The sequence below is a fragment of the Caballeronia concitans genome (genome assembly GCF_001544615.1).
GTDB lineage: Bacteria > Pseudomonadota > Gammaproteobacteria > Burkholderiales > Burkholderiaceae > Caballeronia > Caballeronia concitans.
This window is the reverse complement of the sequence record NZ_FCNV02000017.1, coordinates 31,579-49,327: the sequence shown is the minus strand read 5'-3', so window position 1 is coordinate 49,327 and position 17,749 is coordinate 31,579. Positions and strand designations below refer to the sequence as shown.

Sequence of the window (17,749 nt, the reverse complement as noted above, 5' to 3'; positions counted from 1 at the left end):
GTCTTCGTGCCGGAAGAGACCTTCCCGACGCCTGCATCGCCCGTCCGAACGGCGTTTGCCCCAAGTCGTTGCTGATACAATTTCGCGCATGACCTATCAAGTTCTCGCACGCAAATGGCGGCCGAAATCGTTCGAGTCGCTCGTCGGCCAGGAGCATGTCGTTCGGGCGCTCACGCACGCGCTCGACGGCGGCCGCCTGCATCACGCGTATCTCTTTACAGGCACGCGCGGCGTCGGCAAGACGACGCTCTCGCGCATCTTCGCGAAGGCGCTCAACTGTGAAACCGGCGTGACGTCGAAGCCGTGCGGCGTGTGCCGCGCGTGCCGGGAAATCGACGAGGGCCGTTTCGTCGATTACGTTGAAATGGATGCGGCAAGCAACCGTGGCGTCGATGAAATGGCCGCCTTGCTGGAGCGCGCGGTCTATGCGCCCGTCGATGCGCGCTTCAAGGTCTATATGATCGACGAAGTTCACATGCTGACGAACCACGCCTTCAACGCGATGCTGAAGACGCTGGAAGAACCGCCGCCGCACGTGAAGTTCATTCTCGCGACCACCGATCCGCAGAAGATCCCGGTCACGGTGCTCTCGCGCTGCCTTCAGTTCAATCTGAAGCAGATGCCGGCGGGACATATCGTTTCGCATCTGGAGAACATTCTTCAGCAGGAGCAGATCACGTTCGAGCCGCAGGCGCTGCGGCTTTTGTCGCGCGCGGCGGACGGCAGCATGCGCGACGCGCTTTCGCTGACCGATCAGGCTATCGCGTATTCGGCGAACGAGGTCACCGAGGAAGCCGTGCGCGGCATGCTCGGCGCGCTCGATCAGAGCTATCTCATTCGCCTGATCGATGCCCTCGCCGCGAGCGATGGCGCAGGCGTGCTCGCCATCGCCGATGAAATGGCGCTGCGCAGCCTGTCGTTTTCGACGGCGCTGCAGGATCTGGCGAGCCTGCTGCATCGGATCGCATGGGCGCAGTTCGCGCCGTCGTCGGTGCTGGACGAGTGGCCGGAAGCCGCGGACATCCGGCGCTTCGCGGAAATGCTTTCCGCCGAGCACGTGCAGCTGTTCTATCAGATCGCGACGGTGGGGCGCGGCGAACTGGGCCTCGCGCCCGACGAATACGCCGGCTTCACGATGACGCTCCTGCGCATGCTGGCGTTCGAGCCGGCGGGCGGGCCGGGCGGCGGCGGAGTCGCCGTCAGCGCGCCGCAAGCGGCGAAGGGACAGCGAAGCGCCGCGCTCGCCGGATCGATGGCCGAGCGTGCGGTCGCGCCGGCGCCGGTTTCGGCGAAAGCGACGAATGTTGCAGCGGCTGATCGGCCTGAACCTGCGGCTGGCGTGAAGCCGTCGCGGGCGGAAGAGCCGGCTGCGCAAAGTGCGGCGGATGCGCCAGCCGCGGTCGCAACGGCTACTGACGCCCCGCTGGTCGTCGCGACGCGCGCAGTCGAGCAGAGTCACGCGACGGACGAACCGCCCGCCGCATCCGCGCCGCTTCCCGCAGCCGCCCGGCAGGCAGCGGACGCCGCCGCGAATCAAACGCAAAGCCCAACCGAAGCGCAGCCGGCCAATCCCGCCGTGTCGAGCGCCAGAAGCGGTGCAAGCGCCGCGCTCGAAGTGCTGCGCAGCGCGGGCATGAAGTTATCGTCGGATCGCGGGGCGCGCGGGGGATCGGCGGTTTCCGCAAATGCTCCGGCAGCCACGAAGCCCGCCGCGCCGAAGCCCGCCAGCAAGCCGGCCGTGCAAGTCCCGGTGCCGACCCCGCGTCGCGACACACCCACGCCGCCCGCCGCCGCGTCCCAACCGCAGCCCAAGGCCGCCGCGAAGGTCGTCCCGCCTTGGGAGGACATGCCGCCGGACGACTATCCGCCGGCGTTGTCGGAAGATGACTACTTCATGCCGCCCGATGACGGCTTCGTGCCCGCGTTCGACAGCGGTCCCGACGACATGCGCTTTAACGCCAGTCCCGCGCCCAAGGCCGCGCCGAAAGTCGATACGACGCCGCTGCCGCCCGCCGTGCCGCTCGATGCCCTCGGCGTCGCGGTCGAATGGGCCGCGATTGCCGTCGAACTGCCGCTCAAGGGCGTCGCTTACCAGCTCGCGTTCAATAGCGAACTGACCGCCTGCGACGCAAATTCCGTCACGCTTTCGGTCGCGGTGCAGATGTACGCCGACAACGCGCACGTCGCGAAGCTCAAGGCGGCGCTCGCCGACAAGCTCGGCCGCACGGTCGAGGTCAAGGTCGACGTCGGACCGGTGCGTCGCACCGCCGCCGCGCTCGATGCCGTCGAACGCGCGAAGCGCCAGCAGGAAGCCGAGCAGGAGATCGAGCGCGATCCGTTCGTGCAGTCGCTGATCCGCGATTTCGGCGCGAGCATCGTCGAAGGTTCGATCAAACCGCTCGCATCGGGCGCGTCCGCACAGCAGGCCCAGCAAGCACAGTAAGAAAAGGCGCGCCGCCGTACGTGGCGGCGCGCTTGTCGCCATCCGCATATCCGCTTTTCAGGAAGGAGCCGAACCATGATGAAGAACCAACTCGCCGGGCTGATGAAACAAGCTCAGCAGATGCAGGAAAACATGAAGAAGATGCAGGACCAGCTCGCGCTGATCGAAGTCGAGGGCCAGTCGGGCGCCGGTCTCGTGAAGGTGACGATGACCTGCAAGAACGACGTGAAGCGTGTGTCAATCGACCCGAGCCTGCTCGCCGACGACAAGGACATGCTCGAAGACCTCGTCGCCGCCGCGTTCAACGACGCCGTGCGCAAGGCCGAAGCCACCACGCAGGAAAAGATGAGCGGCATGACGGCCGGCATGCCGATGCCGCCCGGCTTCAAGCTGCCGTTCTAAATCCGCGCGCCTCCGAGCGGGGCGCGTCATGAGGACACATGAAACAACCTTCCGCCCTGTCGGCGCTCGTGGCAGCGCTGCGCGCGCTGCCCGGCGTCGGTCCCAAGTCGGCGCAGCGCATGGCGTATCACCTGATGCAGCACGACCGCGCGGGCGCCGAGAAGCTCGGCCAGTCGCTCTTGTTCGCGACCGAGCATCTGCGCCACTGCGAGAAGTGCAACACGTTCACCGAGGCGGCCATCTGCGAAGTCTGCCTCGACGAAGAGCGTGATCCGGCCTTGCTGTGCGTCGTCGAAACGCCCGCCGATCAGATCATGCTGGAGCAGACGCTCACGTATCGCGGGCTCTATTTCGTGCTGATGGGCAGGCTCAGCCCGCTCGACGGAATCGGTCCGAAGGAAATTCACTTCGACCGGCTCATCAACCGCGCGCTCGACGGCGTCGTGCAGGAAGTGGTGCTCGCCACCAACTTCACGAACGAAGGCGAAGCCACCGCGCATTACCTCGCGCAGACGCTCAAGTCGAAAGGGCTGAAGGTGACGCGGCTCGCGCGCGGCGTGCCGGTGGGCGGCGAACTCGAATACGTCGATGCGGGCACCATCGCGCGCGCGATGATCGATCGCCGTTCCGTATGAATCAGCAGGATCAATCCACCATGACAGAATCCGAAGCACTCGCGCTTGCCACGCATCGGCATTACAAGGGCGGGCTTTATCGCGTGATCGGCGTCGCGCGGCATTCCGAGACCGAAGAAGAAATGACGGTCTATGAACATCTCTGGCCGCATGAGCGCGGCCTGTGGGTACGGCCGACCGCGATGTTCGACGAGTCGCTCGAAGACGGCACGCCGCGCTTCAAGCCGCTCTGAAGTCGTGCAAGGAAAGGCCCTCGTGACATAAACAAATCGAACAGGCGGGCCGGTGCTCCAACACCGGAGCCGACACAAGGAGACGAGAATGACCGCAACGACCGGGCCGCTTGCCGGTGTCAAGGTGCTCGAACTGGGCACGCTCATCGCCGGGCCGTTCGCCGCGCGCTTCATGGGCGAGTTCGGCGCGGATGTCATCAAGATCGAAGATCCGAACGGCGGCGATCCGCTGCGCAAGTGGCGCAAGCTGTATCCCGAAGTGGGCGGCACGTCGCTGTGGTGGGCGGTGCAGGCGCGCAACAAGAAATCGGTGACGGTCAATCTCAAGGCGGAAGAGGGCAAGGAGATCGTGCGGCGGCTGGCGAAGGAAGCCGATATCGTCGTCGAGAACTTTCGGCCCGGTCTGCTCGAAAAGCTCGGCCTCGGCTATGAAGTCCTGTCCGCCGAGAACCCCGGCCTCGTGATGGTGCGGCTCTCCGGCTACGGGCAGACCGGGCCGTATCGCGATCGGCCGGGCTTCGGCGCGATCGCCGAATCGATGGGCGGCCTGCGTCATATCACCGGCTATCCGGATTTGCCGCCGCCGCGCATCGGCATTTCGATCGGCGATTCCATCGCGGCGCTGCACGGCGTGATCGGCGCGTTGATGGCGCTGCATCATCGGCAAGTGAACGGCGGCAAGGGGCAGGTGGTGGACGTCGCGCTCTATGAAGCCGTCTTCAACATGATGGAGAGCGTCGTGCCCGAATACGGCGTCTATGGGCTCGTGCGCGAGCGCACGGGCGCGTCGCTGCCGGGCATCGTGCCGTCGAATACGTATCCGTGCCGCGATGGAAGCATCGTGATCGGCGGCAACAGCGATCCGATCTTCAAGCGCCTGATGACCGCGATCGACCGCGCGGATCTCGCCGACGATCCCGCGCTCGCCTCCAACGATGGCCGCGTGCCGCGCACGCAGGAAATCGACGACGCCATCGCCGCCTGGCTCGCGACGCGCAGCATCGACGAAGCGCTCGCCGTGCTCAACGCCGCCGACGTGCCCGCGGGACGCATCTACAGCGTCGCCGACATGTTCGCCGATCCGCAGTACATCGCGCGCCAGATGCTGCAACGCTTTCCGTGGCAGGACGGTCGCGAGATCACGCTGCCGAACGTCACGCCGAAGCTCTCGGAAACGCCCGGCGAGACGCGCTGGCTCGGTCCTCGACTCGGTGAACATACCGATGAAGTACTTCAAACGCTTGGGTATCATCCTGACGATATCGCGCGGCTGAGAGCGGCCAAGGTCATCTAGGCGCGCACACGCCGCGCAAACGAAAAAAACATCCGGCAACGAACGTTGCAAGGAATAGGAGACGAACAACGATGAAGCGCAGAACGTTCATCGCGAGCAGCGCCGTGCTCGCGAGTGGTGCAATGTCGGGCTTGCCGCTCGCGTTTGCACAAGGCAAGCCTGAGCAGACCAAGGTTTCGATCGCGGTCGGCGGCAAGAATCTCTTCTACTATCTGCCGCTCACCATCGCGGAGCGACGCGGTTACTTCAAGGACGAAGGGCTCGAGATCGAAATCGCGGACTTCGCGGGCGGCGCGAAGGCGTTGCAGGCGGCGGTCGGCGGCAGCGCCGATGTCGTATCGGGCGCATTCGAACACACGCTTCTGTTGCAGGCGAAGAACCAGTATTTCCGCGAGTTCGTGCTGCAAGGCCGCGCGCCGCAGATCGTGCTCGCCGTATCGAAGAAGGCGATGCCGAACTACAAGTCCGTCGCGGATTTAAAGGGTAAGAAGATCGGCGTGACGGCGCCGGGATCGTCGACATCGATCATGGCGAGCTTCGTGCTCGCGAAAGCGGGGCTGAAGGCGAGCGATGTGTCGTTCATCGGCGTGGGCGCGGGAGCGGGCGCGATCGCCGCGATGCAATCCGGCCAGATCGATGCGATGGCCAACCTCGATCCCGTGATGACGAAGCTCGACCGCGCGGGCGATATCCGCATCGTCTCGGACACGCGCACGCTCGCCGATACGAAGACCGTGTTCGGCGGCAACATGCCGGCGGGCTGTCTCTATACGTCGCAGAGCTTCATCAACAAGAATCCGAACACGACGCAGGCGCTCACCAACGCGATGGTCCGCGCGCTGAAGTGGCTGCAGACGGCGTCGGGCAAGGAATTGATCGCGACGGTGCCGGAAGGCTATCTGCTCGGCGATCGCGCGCTGTATCTGGATTCGTGGCAACACGTGAAGGAAGCCATGTCGCCGGACGGGCTGATGCCGGAAGACGGCCCGGCGACGTCGCTGAAGACGCTGCAGGCGTTCGACGAAACCGTGAAGGGCAAGCCGATCGACGTCTCCAAGACGTGGACCAACGACTTCGTGAAGAAGGCGCTCGCGACCGTCAAGGCGTAAGCGATGAATTCACCGTCGACTCACGCGCTCGCGCTACAAGATGTGACCTGCACGTTCGCCTCGCGGGAGAGCCGCAAGGACCGCTACACAGCCGTCCGGGATACGAATCTCGTCATCGCGCCGGGCGAGTTCGTGTCCGTCGTCGGCCCGACGGGATGCGGCAAGTCCACGCTGCTGAACGTATCGGCGGGATTGTTGCAGCCTTCGTCGGGCTCGGTGAGCGTGTTCGGCGAGCCGCTGAAGGGCATCAACCGGCGCGCGGGCTACATGTTTCAGGCCGACGCCCTGATGCCCTGGCGCTCCGCGCTCGACAACGTGACCGCGGGCCTCGTGTTCCAGGGCGTGCCTCAGGCCGAAGCCCATGCGCGCGGCGAGGAATGGCTCAAGCGCGTGGGCTTGGGCGGCTTCGGCGACCGCTATCCGCATCAACTGTCGGGCGGCATGCGAAAGCGCGTCGCGATGGCGCAGACGCTGATTCTCGATCCCGACATCATCCTGATGGACGAGCCGTTCTCCGCGCTCGACATTCAGACGCGCCAGCTCATGGAGAACGAGTTGCTCGATCTGTGGGCCGCGAAGCGCAAGGCGGTGCTTTTCATCACGCACGATCTCGACGAGGCCATTTCGATGTCCGATCGCGTCGTCGTGCTGTCGGCGGGACCGGGGACGCATCCGATCGGCGAGTTCACGATCGACTTGCCGCGTCCGCGCGATGTCGCCGAGATTCGCTCGCATCCGCGTTTCGTGGAATTGCATGCGCAGATCTGGGGCGTGCTGCGCGAGGAAGTGCTCAAGGGTTATCAGCAGCAGTTGAGGCAAAACGATCATGTGGAATAGGCTGCGCCCGAATCGAACGAATCTGACGGCGTGGCAGTGGTTGCTGCTCGTCGCATGCTTTTTCCTGTGGTACGTGCTCACCAGTCCGACGCTCCTGCCGCCTTTCTATTTCGACGATGCGAACAAGGCCGCCTTCTTCTTCGGCGAGCCGCAGAAGGTGCTCGTGCGCATCTGGGAATGGTTCACGGGCGGCGAGATTTACATCCACTTGTGGGTGACGCTGATCGAAACGGTGCTGGCGTTCGTCATCGGCACGGTGTTCGGTCTCGGAGTCGGGCTCTGGCTCGCGCTCGCCCCGACGATGAGCGCGCTGCTCGATCCGTACATTAAGGCCGCCAACTCGATGCCGCGCGTGATTCTCGCGCCGATCTTCGCGGTGTGGTTCGGGCTCGGCATCTGGTCGAAGGTCGCGCTCGGCGTGACGCTCGTGTTTTTCATCGTGTTCTTCAACGTCTTTCAGGGCGTGAAGGAAGTGAGCCCGGTCGTGCTCGCCAACGCGCGCATGCTCGGCGCGAACCGCAAGCAGTTGTTGCGTTACGTGTATCTGCCGAGCGCGACGAGCTGGGTTTTTTCGAGCCTGCATACGTCGGTCGGGCTTGCGTTCGTGGGCTCGGTAGTGGGCGAGTATCTCGGATCGGCGCGCGGCGTCGGCTATCTGATTCTCCAGGCCGAAGGCACCTTCGATATCAACACGGTGTTCGCCGGCATTCTCGTCTTGACGGCGTTCGCGCTCGTCCTCGATGGACTCGTCGCGCTGGTCGAAAGGCGGCTGATGAAGTGGCAGCCGAAAAGCGGCGAGACGGAGAAGCTGTAAGCGTCTCGCGCCGGGCGCAATGTCGTTTTTGGCAACGAAGCGCCGGCCGGCCGGCGAGCCTTCGCGCATTGCTGTAATATGCCGCTCGACTTTCCGTGTTCGGGGTCGTGACGCACGGCCCCGTCTGGCTCCTGCTTCTGTGCGAGCTTGCATCGCCGGCACGGCGCCTTTTCATGCGATTGCGCAAGACGAGAATGAGATTGGAAACCAGCAGTGCGGTGGCAGTGGCGTTGCCGCCGCCAATCGGAGATAGCCTGATCGGGCTCGTGCTCGTCAACAATCTCATCCGCAACGGTTATCGGCCGGTCGTGTTCGGCTGGGTGGCGGAACATCTCGCGGACTGGCTTCCCGGCGTGGACGTGCGCAAACCGGAAGGCCACACGGGCGCCTTCGACACCGTGATCGAACTCTGGAAGACCGACTACGCCGCGGCGCTCAGCCGCTCGGGCCGCACGCTCAGTCTCGACCGTTTTCCCGAATACAGCGGCAGCAAGCACATGGTGGAGCGCATCGTCGATGTCGCGACGCATGTGCTGCAGCTTCGCGACGTGACGCGCTCGAACGGGCTCGTCGTGCCGGCCGGCGTCATGCGCGGCCGGTTCGCGAATCGCGTCGCCATTCATCCGACCGGCAGCCATCCTGAAAAGATGTGGGAACGCGACAAGTTCCTCGCGCTGTCGCGCGCGCTGATGCGTCGTCAACTCTTGCCCAGCTTTTTGGTTTCGCCGTCCGAAATGAGCGGCTGGGACGATGTCGCGCGCGAAGGGCACGAAGTCAACGCGCTGCCGCGTCTTGGCGATGTCGCGACGTGGATCGCCGAATCGAGCTGGTTCATCGGCAACGATTCAGGATTGGGGCATCTGGCGTCGTCGCTCGGCGTGCCGACGCTCACGCTCTTCATGCGCCGCGGCCTCGCACGGTCGTGGCGGCCGGGCTGGGGACCGGGCGCCGTGGTGCTGCCGCCCGCGCTGGTGCCGTCCGCTGCGCTCAGAGAACGGCTCTGGAAGCGGCTTTTGACCGTGCGTCGCGTGATGTCCGCCTTCAACGCCTTGCAGGGCGCGAGCGCCCGCGAAGCACATCAGGCGAGACCGGCCGCGCGGCGCGACGTGGATACGGCGCAGGCCACGATACTTCCCGACGCCTGACCCTCACATTTCGATCACGATCTTCCCGGCCACGCGACGGTTCATCATGTCGTCGAGCGCTTGCGGCGTTTCATCGAGCGCATAGCGTTTCGTCACGACGGGGCGCAGCTTGCCTGCCTTGATCCAGTCGACCATCGTGGCGAAGTCCTTGTCGGCAAGCTGCGGTTCACGGCGCATGTGATCGCCCCAGAACACGCCGACGATGCTCGCGCCTTTCAGCAGCGCGAGATTCAACGGCAGCTTCGGAATTTCCCCATTCGCGAATCCGACGACGAGATAGCGCCCGCGCCAGCCGATGCCGCGAAAGGCCGGCTCTGCATAGCCGCCGCCGACGGGATCGAATACGACATCCGGGCCTTCGCCGCCCGTCAGCGCCTTGATGCGCTCGCGCAAGTCTTCATTCGCGTAGTCGATGACATCGTCCGCGCCGTGCTCCTTGCAGAACGCGAGCTTCTCCGCGCTCGACGCCGCCGCGATCACGCGCGCGCCGACAATCTTGCCGATCTGCACCGCCGCGAGGCCGACGCCGCCCGCCGCGCCGAGCACGAGCAGCGTGTCGCCGGCCTTGAGCGCGCCGCGATCGACGAGCGCGTGGTACGACGTGCCATACGCGATGGTGAACGCGGCGGCATCGGCGAGATCGACGTCATCCGGCAGCGCGATGCACGCGCTCTCGTTCGCGCGCACCTGTTCGGCGAACGCGCCTTGCGCCGTGTACGCGGCGACGCGCATGCCGGGCCGAAAGCGCGTGACGCCCGCGCCGGCTTCGCGCACGACGCCCGCCAGCTCCGCGCCCGGCGTGAAGGGCAGCGGCGGCTTGAACTGATACTTGTTCTGAATGATCAGCACGTCCGGAAAATTGACGCTCGCTGCCTTGACGTCGATGATCACTTCGCCCGCTTCGGCATGCAGATCGGGCAGCGTCTCGATGGTCAGCGTGCTGGGTAATCCATGCTGATTGCAGCGAACGGCGCGCATAGCGTCTCCTTCGTTTTGAACACGCAGTTTATGACACAGTGAGTGCTTCGGACGAGCCGGGTGAGTCGTCCGCGCGCCATGTTTCCTCGGTTACAATCGTCGGATGCGAATCCTACTCAGCAACGACGACGGTTATCTGGCGCGCGGCATCAACGTGCTGCACGACGCCTTGCAGCCGCTCGGCGAAGTGACCGTGATGGCGCCGGAGCAGAACTGCAGCGGCTCGTCGAACTCGCTCACGCTGTCGCGGCCGTTGAGCATTCATCGCGCGGCCAACGGTTTCAATTTCGTGAACGGCACGCCGACCGATTCCGTGCATATCGCGCTCACGGGCATGCTCGACGAGCAGCCGGATCTCGTCGTGTCGGGCATCAACAACGGGCAGAACGTCGGCGAGGACACGCTGTATTCCGGCACCGTCGCCGCCGCCACCGAAGGCTTCATGTTCGGCATTCCGGCCATCGCGTTTTCGCTGGTCGGACGCGACTGGCTGCATCTCGAAGATGCGGCGCGCGTGGCGGCGGAAATGGTCGCGCATTTCCTCGATCATCCGATGCCCGGCCATCCGTTGCTGAACGTCAATATTCCCAGCTTGCCGTACGACCAGCTCGGCGAATGGCGCGTGACGCGTCTCGGCAAGCGCCATCCTTCGCAGCCTGTCATCCGCCAGACCGATCCGCGCGGCAATCCGATTTATTGGATCGGCCCCTCGGGCGATGCGCTCGACGCCAGCGAAGGCACCGACTTCCACGCCGTGGCGAACGGCTTCGTCTCCATCACGCCGCTTCAGCTCGACCTGACGCACACGAGGCTCATGGCCGAGACGCGCGAATGGGCGCGCGCCGGGAGCCGCCGCTCATGACCGACGAGCGCGCCAAGCGCTTCCCGCTGGCGCTCGCGGATCTGGTACGCGAGCCGCGCAAGCCCGCCGGCCGCGCCGATGCGTCGCGCGTGAAGCCGGCGGCGGGGGCATCGTCGGGCAAGCCGGGCGGGTTGCGGTCGGCGGCCGTTGCGCAGAAGAGCGGGGCGACTGCGCCTTCGTCTGCATCTGCGCCGGCTTTTGCATCGAAGGCGACGCCCGGCATCGCGAAACCGGTTCCCGCTACCGTACGCAGTCCCGCGCAGGCGCCGCATCCGCGCACGAGCGCACTGCGCACCGCGCAGCGCACCGTCGAGCGCGATGCCGCCAATGGCAGCGCGAACGGCGTGACCCGCAAAGGTGCGCCCAACGTCGCGCTGACGAGCACGCAGACGCTGACGTCGGAACGGGTGCGCGAGCGCATGGTCGAACGGCTGCGCGCGAACGGCATCACCGATCCGCGCGTGCTGAACGCCATGTCGGTCGTTCCGCGCCACATGTTCGTCGATCCGGGGCTCGCCGCTCAGGCTTACGAGGACGCCGCGCTGCCGATCGGTCATCACCAGACCATCTCGAAGCCGTCGGTCGTCGCGCGCATGATCGAACTCGTCGCGGCGGGGCGCACGCTCGAGAAGGTGCTGGAGATCGGCACCGGCTGCGGCTATCAGGCGGCGGTGCTGTCGCAGGTCGCGAAAGAGGTGTATTCCATCGAACGCGTTCGGCCGTTGTCCGAACGCGCGAAGCTCAATCTTCGGCCGCTGCGCGTGCCGAACATCCGGCTGCACTATGGCGACGGCCGTCTCGGTCTGCCGGCGGCGGCGCCGTTCGATGCGATCGTGATCGCATGCGCGGGCCTCGACGTGCCGCAGGCCTTGCTCGATCAACTGGCGGTCGGCGGCAAGCTCGTCGCGCCGGTCGGATCGCAGGCTGCGCAGTCGCAAGTGCTGACGCTCGTCACGCGCGTTTCGGCGACGCAGTGGCGGGAGTCGCAGCTGGATCGTGTTTTCTTTGTACCTTTAAAATCCGGAGTGATTTGACACCGATGAGTATCTTGCGTGCTTTGCGAGAAGGGAGCGCGGACGTTCGCCTGACGGCGGCGCAGCGCGGCGTCTGCGTGCTGGCGCTCTCCGTGCTGGCCGCCTGTTCGACGCGCATGGACATGGCGCCGGTGGTCGACAGAACGGGCGCACCCATTCCCACCGATGCGGCCCAGGCCGCCGCCGCCGCAAACGTTCCGCCGCCGCCCGGCTATTACCGCGTGAAACCGGGCGACACCCTATATCGGATCGCACTGGAAAACGGTCAGAATTATCACGACATCGCCGCGTGGAATAACCTGACCAACCCGAATCAGATCGAAGTGGGCCAGCTCGTGCGCGTCGCGCCTCCGGGGGCGAACCTCGCCGCCGCGACGCCTGGCGTGGCGACGGCTCCGATCGGCGGCGGCGCGGTGCAGTCGCAGCCGCTCGGCGGCGCGCAGCAGCCGGGCGTGACGGCCGGCGCAACGCCGGGTGCCGCGGCACAGCCGCCGTACTACGGTCCGAGTTCGGGCATGGGCGCGGCGCCGGGCGCAGCGGCCAGCGTGCCGGGCGTCGACAACAGTGCGGCCGCGGCCACGCAGCCGGCGTTCATCTGGCCGGCGCGCGGTCCGATCATTGGTACGTTCGACGAAGCGAAGAACAAGGGCTTGAATATCGGCGGTGCGGCGGGAGACGCGGTCAACGCTTCGGCGGATGGACGCGTCGTCTACTCCGGAAATGGGCTGCGCGGCTACGGCAATCTCATTATCATCAAGCACGACGCTACTTTTCTCACGGCATATGCACATAACCGCGCTTTGATGGTAAAAGAAGGAGACGCGGTGACTAAAGGGCAGAAGATCGCTGAGATGGGCAACAGCGATTCGGACCGTGTGATGTTGCATTTCGAAGTTCGCCGGCAGGGTAAACCTGTTGACCCACTGAAGTATTTGCCGCCGCAATAAAGCGAGCCATCATGCCGAAAACGAAGCGCCGCCTGCCGCAAGCCGAGACTGAGACGATCAGCCGACCTTTGCAAGTGTCGGCGGAAGACGGCGCTTCGGCCCATGATGACGACGCCGAGAACATCGAGGTCGATGTCGATTCCGAAGAAGAAGGCGGAAGCCGGGACAAGGGCGAACAAAGCGCCGAAAGCGCAAACGATTCCGCCCCGGACGCCGACGACTTCCGCTCGCTTCTGCAGGCCGAACTCACGGCCGACACCATTCAGCATTACCTGAACCGCATCAGCGTGAAGCCGCTGCTTACCGTCGAGGAAGAGCAGCGCTATTCGCGTCTCGCGAAGGCCGGCGAGTTCGAGGCGCGGCAGGTGATGATCGAGCGCAATCTGCGGCTGGTCGTCAGCATCGCGAAGGGATATCTGAATCGCGGCGTGCCGCTGCTCGATCTGATCGAAGAGGGCAATCTCGGCCTCATGCACGCCATCGAGAAATTCGACCCGACGCGCGGTTTCCGTTTTTCGACCTATGCCACGTGGTGGATTCGCCAGAGTATCGAACGCGCGATCATGAATCAGGCGCGCACGGTGCGGCTGCCGGTGCACGTGATCCGCGAGCTGAATCAGGTGCTGCGCGCGAAACGCCATCTGGAAAAAAATTCCGCCAATTCGAGCGATGCCGTCGCGCCCGAGCGCCGCGACGCGAGCATCGACGACATTGCGTATCTCACGGGCAAGACGCCGGAGGAAGTCACCGACATCCTCGCGCTCAACGAACACACCGCGTCGCTCGACGCGCCGCTCGATCTCGATCCAGGCAGCAGCCTGCTCGACCTGCTGTCGGACGACCAGAGCCAGTCGCCCGATGCCGAAGTGCAGCATCGCGAACTGGAATCACTTACGCGGCTGTGGCTGTCGCGTCTGTCGGACAAGCATCGTCACGTGATCGAACGACGTTTCGGACTCAATCACATCGAGCCCGCGACGCTCGAAGAACTCGCCGACGAAATGGGACTCACGCGCGAGCGCGTGCGTCAGATCCAGCAAGAGGCGCTCGTTCGGCTGAAACGCTTTTTCGCATCCAACGGCGTTCGCAAGGACGCTGTGCTTTAACGCTTTGATCGGCGCCCGGGAGGGCGTCGCATCGCCGTATTTCGCAGGATTCAATGACACCGATTCTCGTATTCGACATCGAGACGATCCCCGATGTCGACGGCATTCGCCGTCTCGAAGATTTACCCGACGACCTCTCCGACCGTGAAGTCGCGGATCACGCGTTCGCCGCGCGCCGCGAGCGTGTCGGCAACGACTTCCTGCCGCATCATCTGCAGCGCGTCGCGGCCATTTCGTGCGTGTTCCGCGACAACAACGGCTTTCGCGTGCGCTCGCTCGGCACGACGACCGACGGCGAAGCGGCGCTCATTCAGTCGTTCTATCGCGTGATCGAGAAGTACACGCCGCAACTCGTGTCCTGGAACGGCGGCGGCTTCGACCTGCCCGTGCTGCATTACCGTGCGCTCGTGCATGGCATCGCCGCGCCGCGCTACTGGGACCTGGGTCAGGACGACCGCGAGTTCAAGTTCAACAACTACATCAGCCGCTATCACATGCGGCACATCGACCTGATGGACGTGCTCGCGATGTATCAGGCGCGCGCGAACGCACCGCTCGATGCGCTCGCGAAGCTGTGCGGCTTTCCCGGCAAGCTCGGCATGGACGGCGGCAAGGTGTGGGACGCGTATTGCGACGGCCAGATCGACGAAATCCGCAACTATTGCGAGACCGATGTCGTCAACACGTATCTGATGTATTGCCGATTTCAGATGATGCGAGGCGGTTTCACGCCCGACGAGTACACGGACGAAATCAACTTCGTGAAAAACGCGCTCGCGCAGGAAGCCTCGCCGCACTGGGCCGAGTATCTCGCCGCGTTCGGACAATGACTTCGTGACGTTCGTCTACAATCTCGCATTTGCCATCACGTCAGTCAGGAAGTACGCAGGTGTCTGAAGCCGCTCGAAAAAATCCGCATCGCCGCCGTGCCGCGCCGGCGAAGTCCGTCACGCCCGATCCCTCGTTCGTCGCGCCTGAAATCGAAATCGAGTCGCTCGATATGGAAGCGCGCGGCGTCGGCCGCACGGTCAACGAGGACGGCGAGCCGGGCAAAGTGATCTTCGTCGAAGGCGCGCTTCCCGGCGAACGGGTGAGCTATTCGAGCTACCGCAAGAAGCCGAGTTTCGAGCAGGCGCAAGTCGTCAAGGTGTTGCGCGAGAGCGTGATCCGCGCGAAGCCGAAGTGCCAGTTCTTCGGCACCTGCGGCGGCTGTTCGATGCAGCATCTCGACGTGCGCGCGCAGATCGCCGTCAAGCAGCGCGTACTCGAAGACAATCTCCAGCATCTGGCGAAGCTGCGCGCCGAGACCATGTTCCGTCCGATTCACGGGCCGTCGTGGGGGTATCGCTATCGTGCGCGGCTGACGGTGCGGCACGTCGAGAAGAAGGGCGGCGTGCTCGTCGGCTTTCACGAGCGCAAGAGCAGCTATGTCGCCGACATGACGAGCTGCGAAGTGCTGCCGCCGCACGTTTCCGCGATGCTCGTGCCGCTGCGGCATCTGGTGGCGGGGCTGTCGATCCGCGATCGCATGCCGCAGATCGAACTGGCGGTGGGATCGGACGTGACGGCGCTCGTGCTGCGCATTCTCGAGCCGCTCACGGAAGCCGACGAAGCGCTGATCCGCATCTTCGCCGACGAACACAACGTGCAGTTCTGGCTGCAGCCGAAAGGTCCTGACACGGTTTATCCGTTCTATCCGCTCGACCGCGAACTGGCGTACACGCTGCCGGAATTCGATATTCGCATGCCGTTCAAGCCGACGGATTTCACGCAGGTCAATCACCAGATCAACCGCGTGCTGGTGGCGCGTGCGTTGAGCCTGCTCGCGCCGGAGCCGTCGGACCGCGTGCTCGACCTGTTCTGCGGTATCGGCAATTTCACGCTGCCGCTCGCGCGCGTGTCACGCGAGGTCGTCGGCATCGAGGGAAGCGAGGCGCTGACGGCGCGCGCGCTCGAGAACGCGAAGGCGAACGGCGTCGACGGGTACACGTCGTTCGCGTGCCGCAATCTGTTCGAAGTCACCGCCGACGATTTCCGCGCGCTCGGCGCGTTCGACAAGTTCCTGATCGATCCGCCGCGCGAGGGCGCGCTGGCGGTATCGAAGGCGCTGGCGGATATCGCGCAAAGCGGCGACGGACCGCTGCCGAAGCGCATCGTCTATGTGTCGTGCAATCCGGCGACGCTCGCGCGCGATGCAGGCCTGCTCGTCCACGAGGCGGGTTATCGCATGAAGGGCGCGGGCGTGGTCAACATGTTCCCGCATACGTCGCACGTCGAATCGATCGCCCTGTTCGAGCGCGACTGACGCATCGCCCGTTTTCAGCAGACGCAAAAAAACCGGCCCGAAGGCCGGTTTTTTCATTGCAACAGGCGTTCGCCCGATCAGTTGCGGTTGCCGCCGAAGATGCCGAGCAGCGCCAGCAGGTTCGTGAACACGTTGTACAGATCGAGGTAAATCGCGAGCGTCGCGCTGATGTAGTTCGTCTCGCCGCCGTTCACGACGCGCTGCACGTCGAACAGCATGTACGCCGAGAAGATCACGATGGCGAGCACGGAAACCGTCATCATCAATGCCGGCAGTTGCAGGAAGATGTTCGCGAACGCGGCCAGCAGAATCACCAGCACGCCCATGAACAGCCACTTGCCGAGGCCCGAGAAGTCACGCTTGCTGACCGTGGCGATGGTGGCCATCGCGGCGAAGATCACGCCCGTGCCGCCGAACGCCATCATGATGAGCTGCGGCCCATTCGAGAAGCCGAGAATGAAGCTCAGCAGCCGCGAAAGCATCAGGCCCATGAAGAAGGTGAAGCCGAGCAGGACGACTACGCCCATGCCGCTTTCCTTCGTCTTTTCGATCGCGAACATGAAACCGAACGCGATGGCCAGAAACGCGATGAAGCTCATCGCGGGGCTGGTGGCGGCGAACAGCGAGAATCCCGTCGCCACGCCGACCCAGGCGCCGAGAACCGTCGGCACCATGGAAAGCGCGAGCAGCCAGTAAGTATTGCGCAGCACCTTGTTGCGCACCTCGACCGAGGTGACACTGCCGTTACGGCCAAAGCTGTAGGGCGATTCGTTCATGGTTTCTCCTTGCTCCAATTGTCTGTCGTTCGTTCAACGGCGAGATGCGTCACATGCGGATGATACGGTCGCCGACTTAAGCCATTCTTAGCGCGTCGGCGCCGGTGATGTGGCGCCTCTAATTGCCACGCCGCCTTTTGCTCCAATATGACCCCGGCGCGCGCCGAATTCAATGGCTCGCCGCCGAATTCGACACAGTCTGCCACGGCGGTCCTCGCACCGTTTGATCCTTACGATGCCGTAAGGTTTCAATCGCAATCATACCTTGCTTCGTGCTACAATTGTCGATTCGTTTTAATCCGTAAACCGTTCATTTTTTGGAGTTTTTCATGGCGATCGAGCGCACCCTGTCGATTATCAAGCCGGACGCAGTGGCAAAGAACGTTATCGGCCAGATCTACAGCCGTTTCGAGAACGCTGGTCTGAAGATCATTGCGTCGCGCATGGTTCACCTCTCGCGCGCAGACGCGGAAAAGTTCTACGCTGTGCACGCTGCACGTCCGTTCTTCAAGGACCTCGTGGAATTCATGATCTCGGGTCCGGTCATGATCCAAGTGCTGGAAGGCGAAAACGCCATCCTGAAGAACCGTGACCTGATGGGCGCGACCGATCCGAAGAAGGCGGATAAGGGCACGATCCGCGCCGACTTCGCGGACAGCATCGACGCGAACGCCGTGCACGGCTCGGACGCGGCGGAAACGGCAGCGCAGGAAGTCGCGTTCTTCTTCCCGGGAATGAACGTCTACTCGCGTTAATCACGCCTGAGACATGCGTTGGTCGCCGCGCCGGACCAACGGCGCGGTCAATCGCGCCGAACGCAGAAATAGTT

The 17,749-nt window shown here is 64.3% G+C and carries 18 protein-coding genes; 16 read left to right on the top strand and 2 right to left on the bottom strand.

What is annotated here, in order from left to right; genetic code table 11:
• Window positions 1-88 precede the first annotated feature (88 nt).
• From dnaX to AWB72_RS25970, 9 genes are all read left to right on the top strand, one after another.
• A complete protein-coding gene (gene dnaX, locus AWB72_RS26010; RefSeq protein WP_087128957.1) occupies window positions 89-2,443 on the top strand; it encodes a DNA polymerase III subunit gamma/tau in 2,355 nt (784 codons plus the stop codon).
• 75 nt (window positions 2,444-2,518) lie between these two features.
• Window positions 2,519-2,845 (top strand): YbaB/EbfC family nucleoid-associated protein, encoded by a 327-nt coding sequence (locus AWB72_RS26005; RefSeq protein ID WP_014191628.1) that lies wholly within the window; start codon window positions 2,519-2,521, stop codon window positions 2,843-2,845.
• A 38-nt stretch (window positions 2,846-2,883) separates the two neighbouring features.
• Window positions 2,884-3,480 (top strand): recombination mediator RecR, encoded by a 597-nt coding sequence (gene recR / locus AWB72_RS26000; RefSeq protein WP_040050149.1) that lies wholly within the window; start codon window positions 2,884-2,886, stop codon window positions 3,478-3,480.
• Between the two features lie 20 nt (window positions 3,481-3,500).
• Window positions 3,501-3,713 carry a DUF1653 domain-containing protein gene (locus AWB72_RS25995; RefSeq protein ID WP_040050208.1) on the top strand — a complete coding sequence of 71 codons (213 nt, stop codon included), beginning with the start codon at window positions 3,501-3,503 and terminating at the stop codon, window positions 3,711-3,713.
• 88 nt (window positions 3,714-3,801) lie between these two features.
• On the top strand, window positions 3,802-5,007 hold the full coding sequence (locus AWB72_RS25990) for a CaiB/BaiF CoA transferase family protein (protein ID WP_040050148.1): 1,206 nt from the start codon (window positions 3,802-3,804) through the stop codon (window positions 5,005-5,007).
• Window positions 5,008-5,078: 71 nt separating this feature from the next.
• Window positions 5,079-6,116 carry an ABC transporter substrate-binding protein gene (locus AWB72_RS25985; protein ID WP_040050147.1) on the top strand — a complete coding sequence of 346 codons (1,038 nt, stop codon included), beginning with the start codon at window positions 5,079-5,081 and terminating at the stop codon, window positions 6,114-6,116.
• Between the two features lie 3 nt (window positions 6,117-6,119).
• Window positions 6,120-6,953, top strand: coding sequence for an ABC transporter ATP-binding protein (locus AWB72_RS25980; protein WP_040050146.1), 834 nt, complete (start codon window positions 6,120-6,122; stop codon window positions 6,951-6,953).
• A complete protein-coding gene (locus AWB72_RS25975) occupies window positions 6,943-7,767 on the top strand; it encodes an ABC transporter permease (RefSeq protein ID WP_040050145.1) in 825 nt (274 codons plus the stop codon). Before AWB72_RS25980 ends, AWB72_RS25975 begins: the two co-directional genes overlap by 11 nt.
• Window positions 7,768-7,961: 194 nt before the next feature.
• Window positions 7,962-8,912 (top strand): glycosyltransferase family 9 protein, encoded by a 951-nt coding sequence (locus AWB72_RS25970; protein ID WP_040050207.1) that lies wholly within the window; start codon window positions 7,962-7,964, stop codon window positions 8,910-8,912.
• 3 nt (window positions 8,913-8,915) lie between these two features.
• Here the strand turns inward: AWB72_RS25970 and AWB72_RS25965 are convergent, their stop codons facing one another.
• Window positions 8,916-9,890, bottom strand: coding sequence for an NADPH:quinone oxidoreductase family protein (locus tag AWB72_RS25965; protein ID WP_040050144.1), 975 nt, complete (start codon window positions 9,888-9,890; stop codon window positions 8,916-8,918).
• A gap of 103 nt (window positions 9,891-9,993) precedes the next feature.
• Here AWB72_RS25965 and surE point away from each other — a divergent pair, with 103 nt between their 5' ends.
• The 6 genes from surE to rlmD are packed head-to-tail and all read left to right on the top strand — an operon-like array spanning window position 9,994 to window position 16,144.
• On the top strand, window positions 9,994-10,752 hold the full coding sequence (gene surE / locus AWB72_RS25960; protein WP_040050143.1) for a 5'/3'-nucleotidase SurE: 759 nt from the start codon (window positions 9,994-9,996) through the stop codon (window positions 10,750-10,752).
• On the top strand, window positions 10,749-11,786 hold the full coding sequence (locus AWB72_RS25955; protein WP_040050206.1) for a protein-L-isoaspartate(D-aspartate) O-methyltransferase: 1,038 nt from the start codon (window positions 10,749-10,751) through the stop codon (window positions 11,784-11,786). The genes surE and AWB72_RS25955 overlap by 4 nt, the downstream gene beginning before the upstream one ends.
• Before the next feature lie 5 nt (window positions 11,787-11,791).
• Entirely contained in the window at window positions 11,792-12,733 is a 942-nt protein-coding gene (locus tag AWB72_RS25950; protein WP_040050142.1) for a peptidoglycan DD-metalloendopeptidase family protein, read from the top strand.
• Window positions 12,734-12,744: 11 nt separating this feature from the next.
• The gene (gene rpoS / locus AWB72_RS25945; protein WP_040050141.1) at window positions 12,745-13,839 is read left to right on the top strand and encodes an RNA polymerase sigma factor RpoS; all 1,095 of its coding nucleotides are present in this window, start codon (window positions 12,745-12,747) and stop codon (window positions 13,837-13,839) included.
• Between the two features lie 53 nt (window positions 13,840-13,892).
• The gene (locus AWB72_RS25940) at window positions 13,893-14,669 is read left to right on the top strand and encodes a 3'-5' exonuclease (RefSeq protein ID WP_040050140.1); all 777 of its coding nucleotides are present in this window, start codon (window positions 13,893-13,895) and stop codon (window positions 14,667-14,669) included.
• A gap of 59 nt (window positions 14,670-14,728) precedes the next feature.
• Window positions 14,729-16,144, top strand: coding sequence for a 23S rRNA (uracil(1939)-C(5))-methyltransferase RlmD (gene rlmD / locus AWB72_RS25935; protein WP_040050139.1), 1,416 nt, complete (start codon window positions 14,729-14,731; stop codon window positions 16,142-16,144).
• Window positions 16,145-16,221: 77 nt separating this feature from the next.
• Here rlmD and AWB72_RS25930 read toward each other — a convergent pair whose 3' ends face one another.
• Window positions 16,222-16,920, bottom strand: coding sequence for a Bax inhibitor-1/YccA family protein (locus tag AWB72_RS25930; RefSeq protein ID WP_040050138.1), 699 nt, complete (start codon window positions 16,918-16,920; stop codon window positions 16,222-16,224).
• 329 nt (window positions 16,921-17,249) lie between these two features.
• Here AWB72_RS25930 and ndk point away from each other — a divergent pair, with 329 nt between their 5' ends.
• The gene (gene ndk / locus AWB72_RS25925; RefSeq protein WP_040050137.1) at window positions 17,250-17,675 is read left to right on the top strand and encodes a nucleoside-diphosphate kinase; all 426 of its coding nucleotides are present in this window, start codon (window positions 17,250-17,252) and stop codon (window positions 17,673-17,675) included.
• The last annotated feature ends 74 nt before the right edge of the window (window positions 17,676-17,749 follow it).

Coding starts and splice junctions, on each gene's coding strand:
- dnaX (WP_087128957.1), top strand. CDS start 89: ATGACCTATCAAGTTCTCGCACGCAAATGGCGGCCGAAATCGTTCGAG.
- AWB72_RS26005 (WP_014191628.1), top strand. CDS start 2,519: ATGATGAAGAACCAACTCGCCGGGCTGATGAAACAAGCTCAGCAGATG.
- recR (WP_040050149.1), top strand. CDS start 2,884: ATGAAACAACCTTCCGCCCTGTCGGCGCTCGTGGCAGCGCTGCGCGCG.
- AWB72_RS25995 (WP_040050208.1), top strand. CDS start 3,501: ATGACAGAATCCGAAGCACTCGCGCTTGCCACGCATCGGCATTACAAG.
- AWB72_RS25990 (WP_040050148.1), top strand. CDS start 3,802: ATGACCGCAACGACCGGGCCGCTTGCCGGTGTCAAGGTGCTCGAACTG.
- AWB72_RS25985 (WP_040050147.1), top strand. CDS start 5,079: ATGAAGCGCAGAACGTTCATCGCGAGCAGCGCCGTGCTCGCGAGTGGT.
- AWB72_RS25980 (WP_040050146.1), top strand. CDS start 6,120: ATGAATTCACCGTCGACTCACGCGCTCGCGCTACAAGATGTGACCTGC.
- AWB72_RS25975 (WP_040050145.1), top strand. CDS start 6,943: ATGTGGAATAGGCTGCGCCCGAATCGAACGAATCTGACGGCGTGGCAG.
- AWB72_RS25970 (WP_040050207.1), top strand. CDS start 7,962: ATGAGATTGGAAACCAGCAGTGCGGTGGCAGTGGCGTTGCCGCCGCCA.
- AWB72_RS25965 (WP_040050144.1), bottom strand. CDS start 9,890: ATGCGCGCCGTTCGCTGCAATCAGCATGGATTACCCAGCACGCTGACC.
- surE (WP_040050143.1), top strand. CDS start 9,994: ATGCGAATCCTACTCAGCAACGACGACGGTTATCTGGCGCGCGGCATC.
- AWB72_RS25955 (WP_040050206.1), top strand. CDS start 10,749: ATGACCGACGAGCGCGCCAAGCGCTTCCCGCTGGCGCTCGCGGATCTG.
- AWB72_RS25950 (WP_040050142.1), top strand. CDS start 11,792: ATGAGTATCTTGCGTGCTTTGCGAGAAGGGAGCGCGGACGTTCGCCTG.
- rpoS (WP_040050141.1), top strand. CDS start 12,745: ATGCCGAAAACGAAGCGCCGCCTGCCGCAAGCCGAGACTGAGACGATC.
- AWB72_RS25940 (WP_040050140.1), top strand. CDS start 13,893: ATGACACCGATTCTCGTATTCGACATCGAGACGATCCCCGATGTCGAC.
- AWB72_RS25930 (WP_040050138.1), bottom strand. CDS start 16,920: ATGAACGAATCGCCCTACAGCTTTGGCCGTAACGGCAGTGTCACCTCG.
- ndk (WP_040050137.1), top strand. CDS start 17,250: ATGGCGATCGAGCGCACCCTGTCGATTATCAAGCCGGACGCAGTGGCA.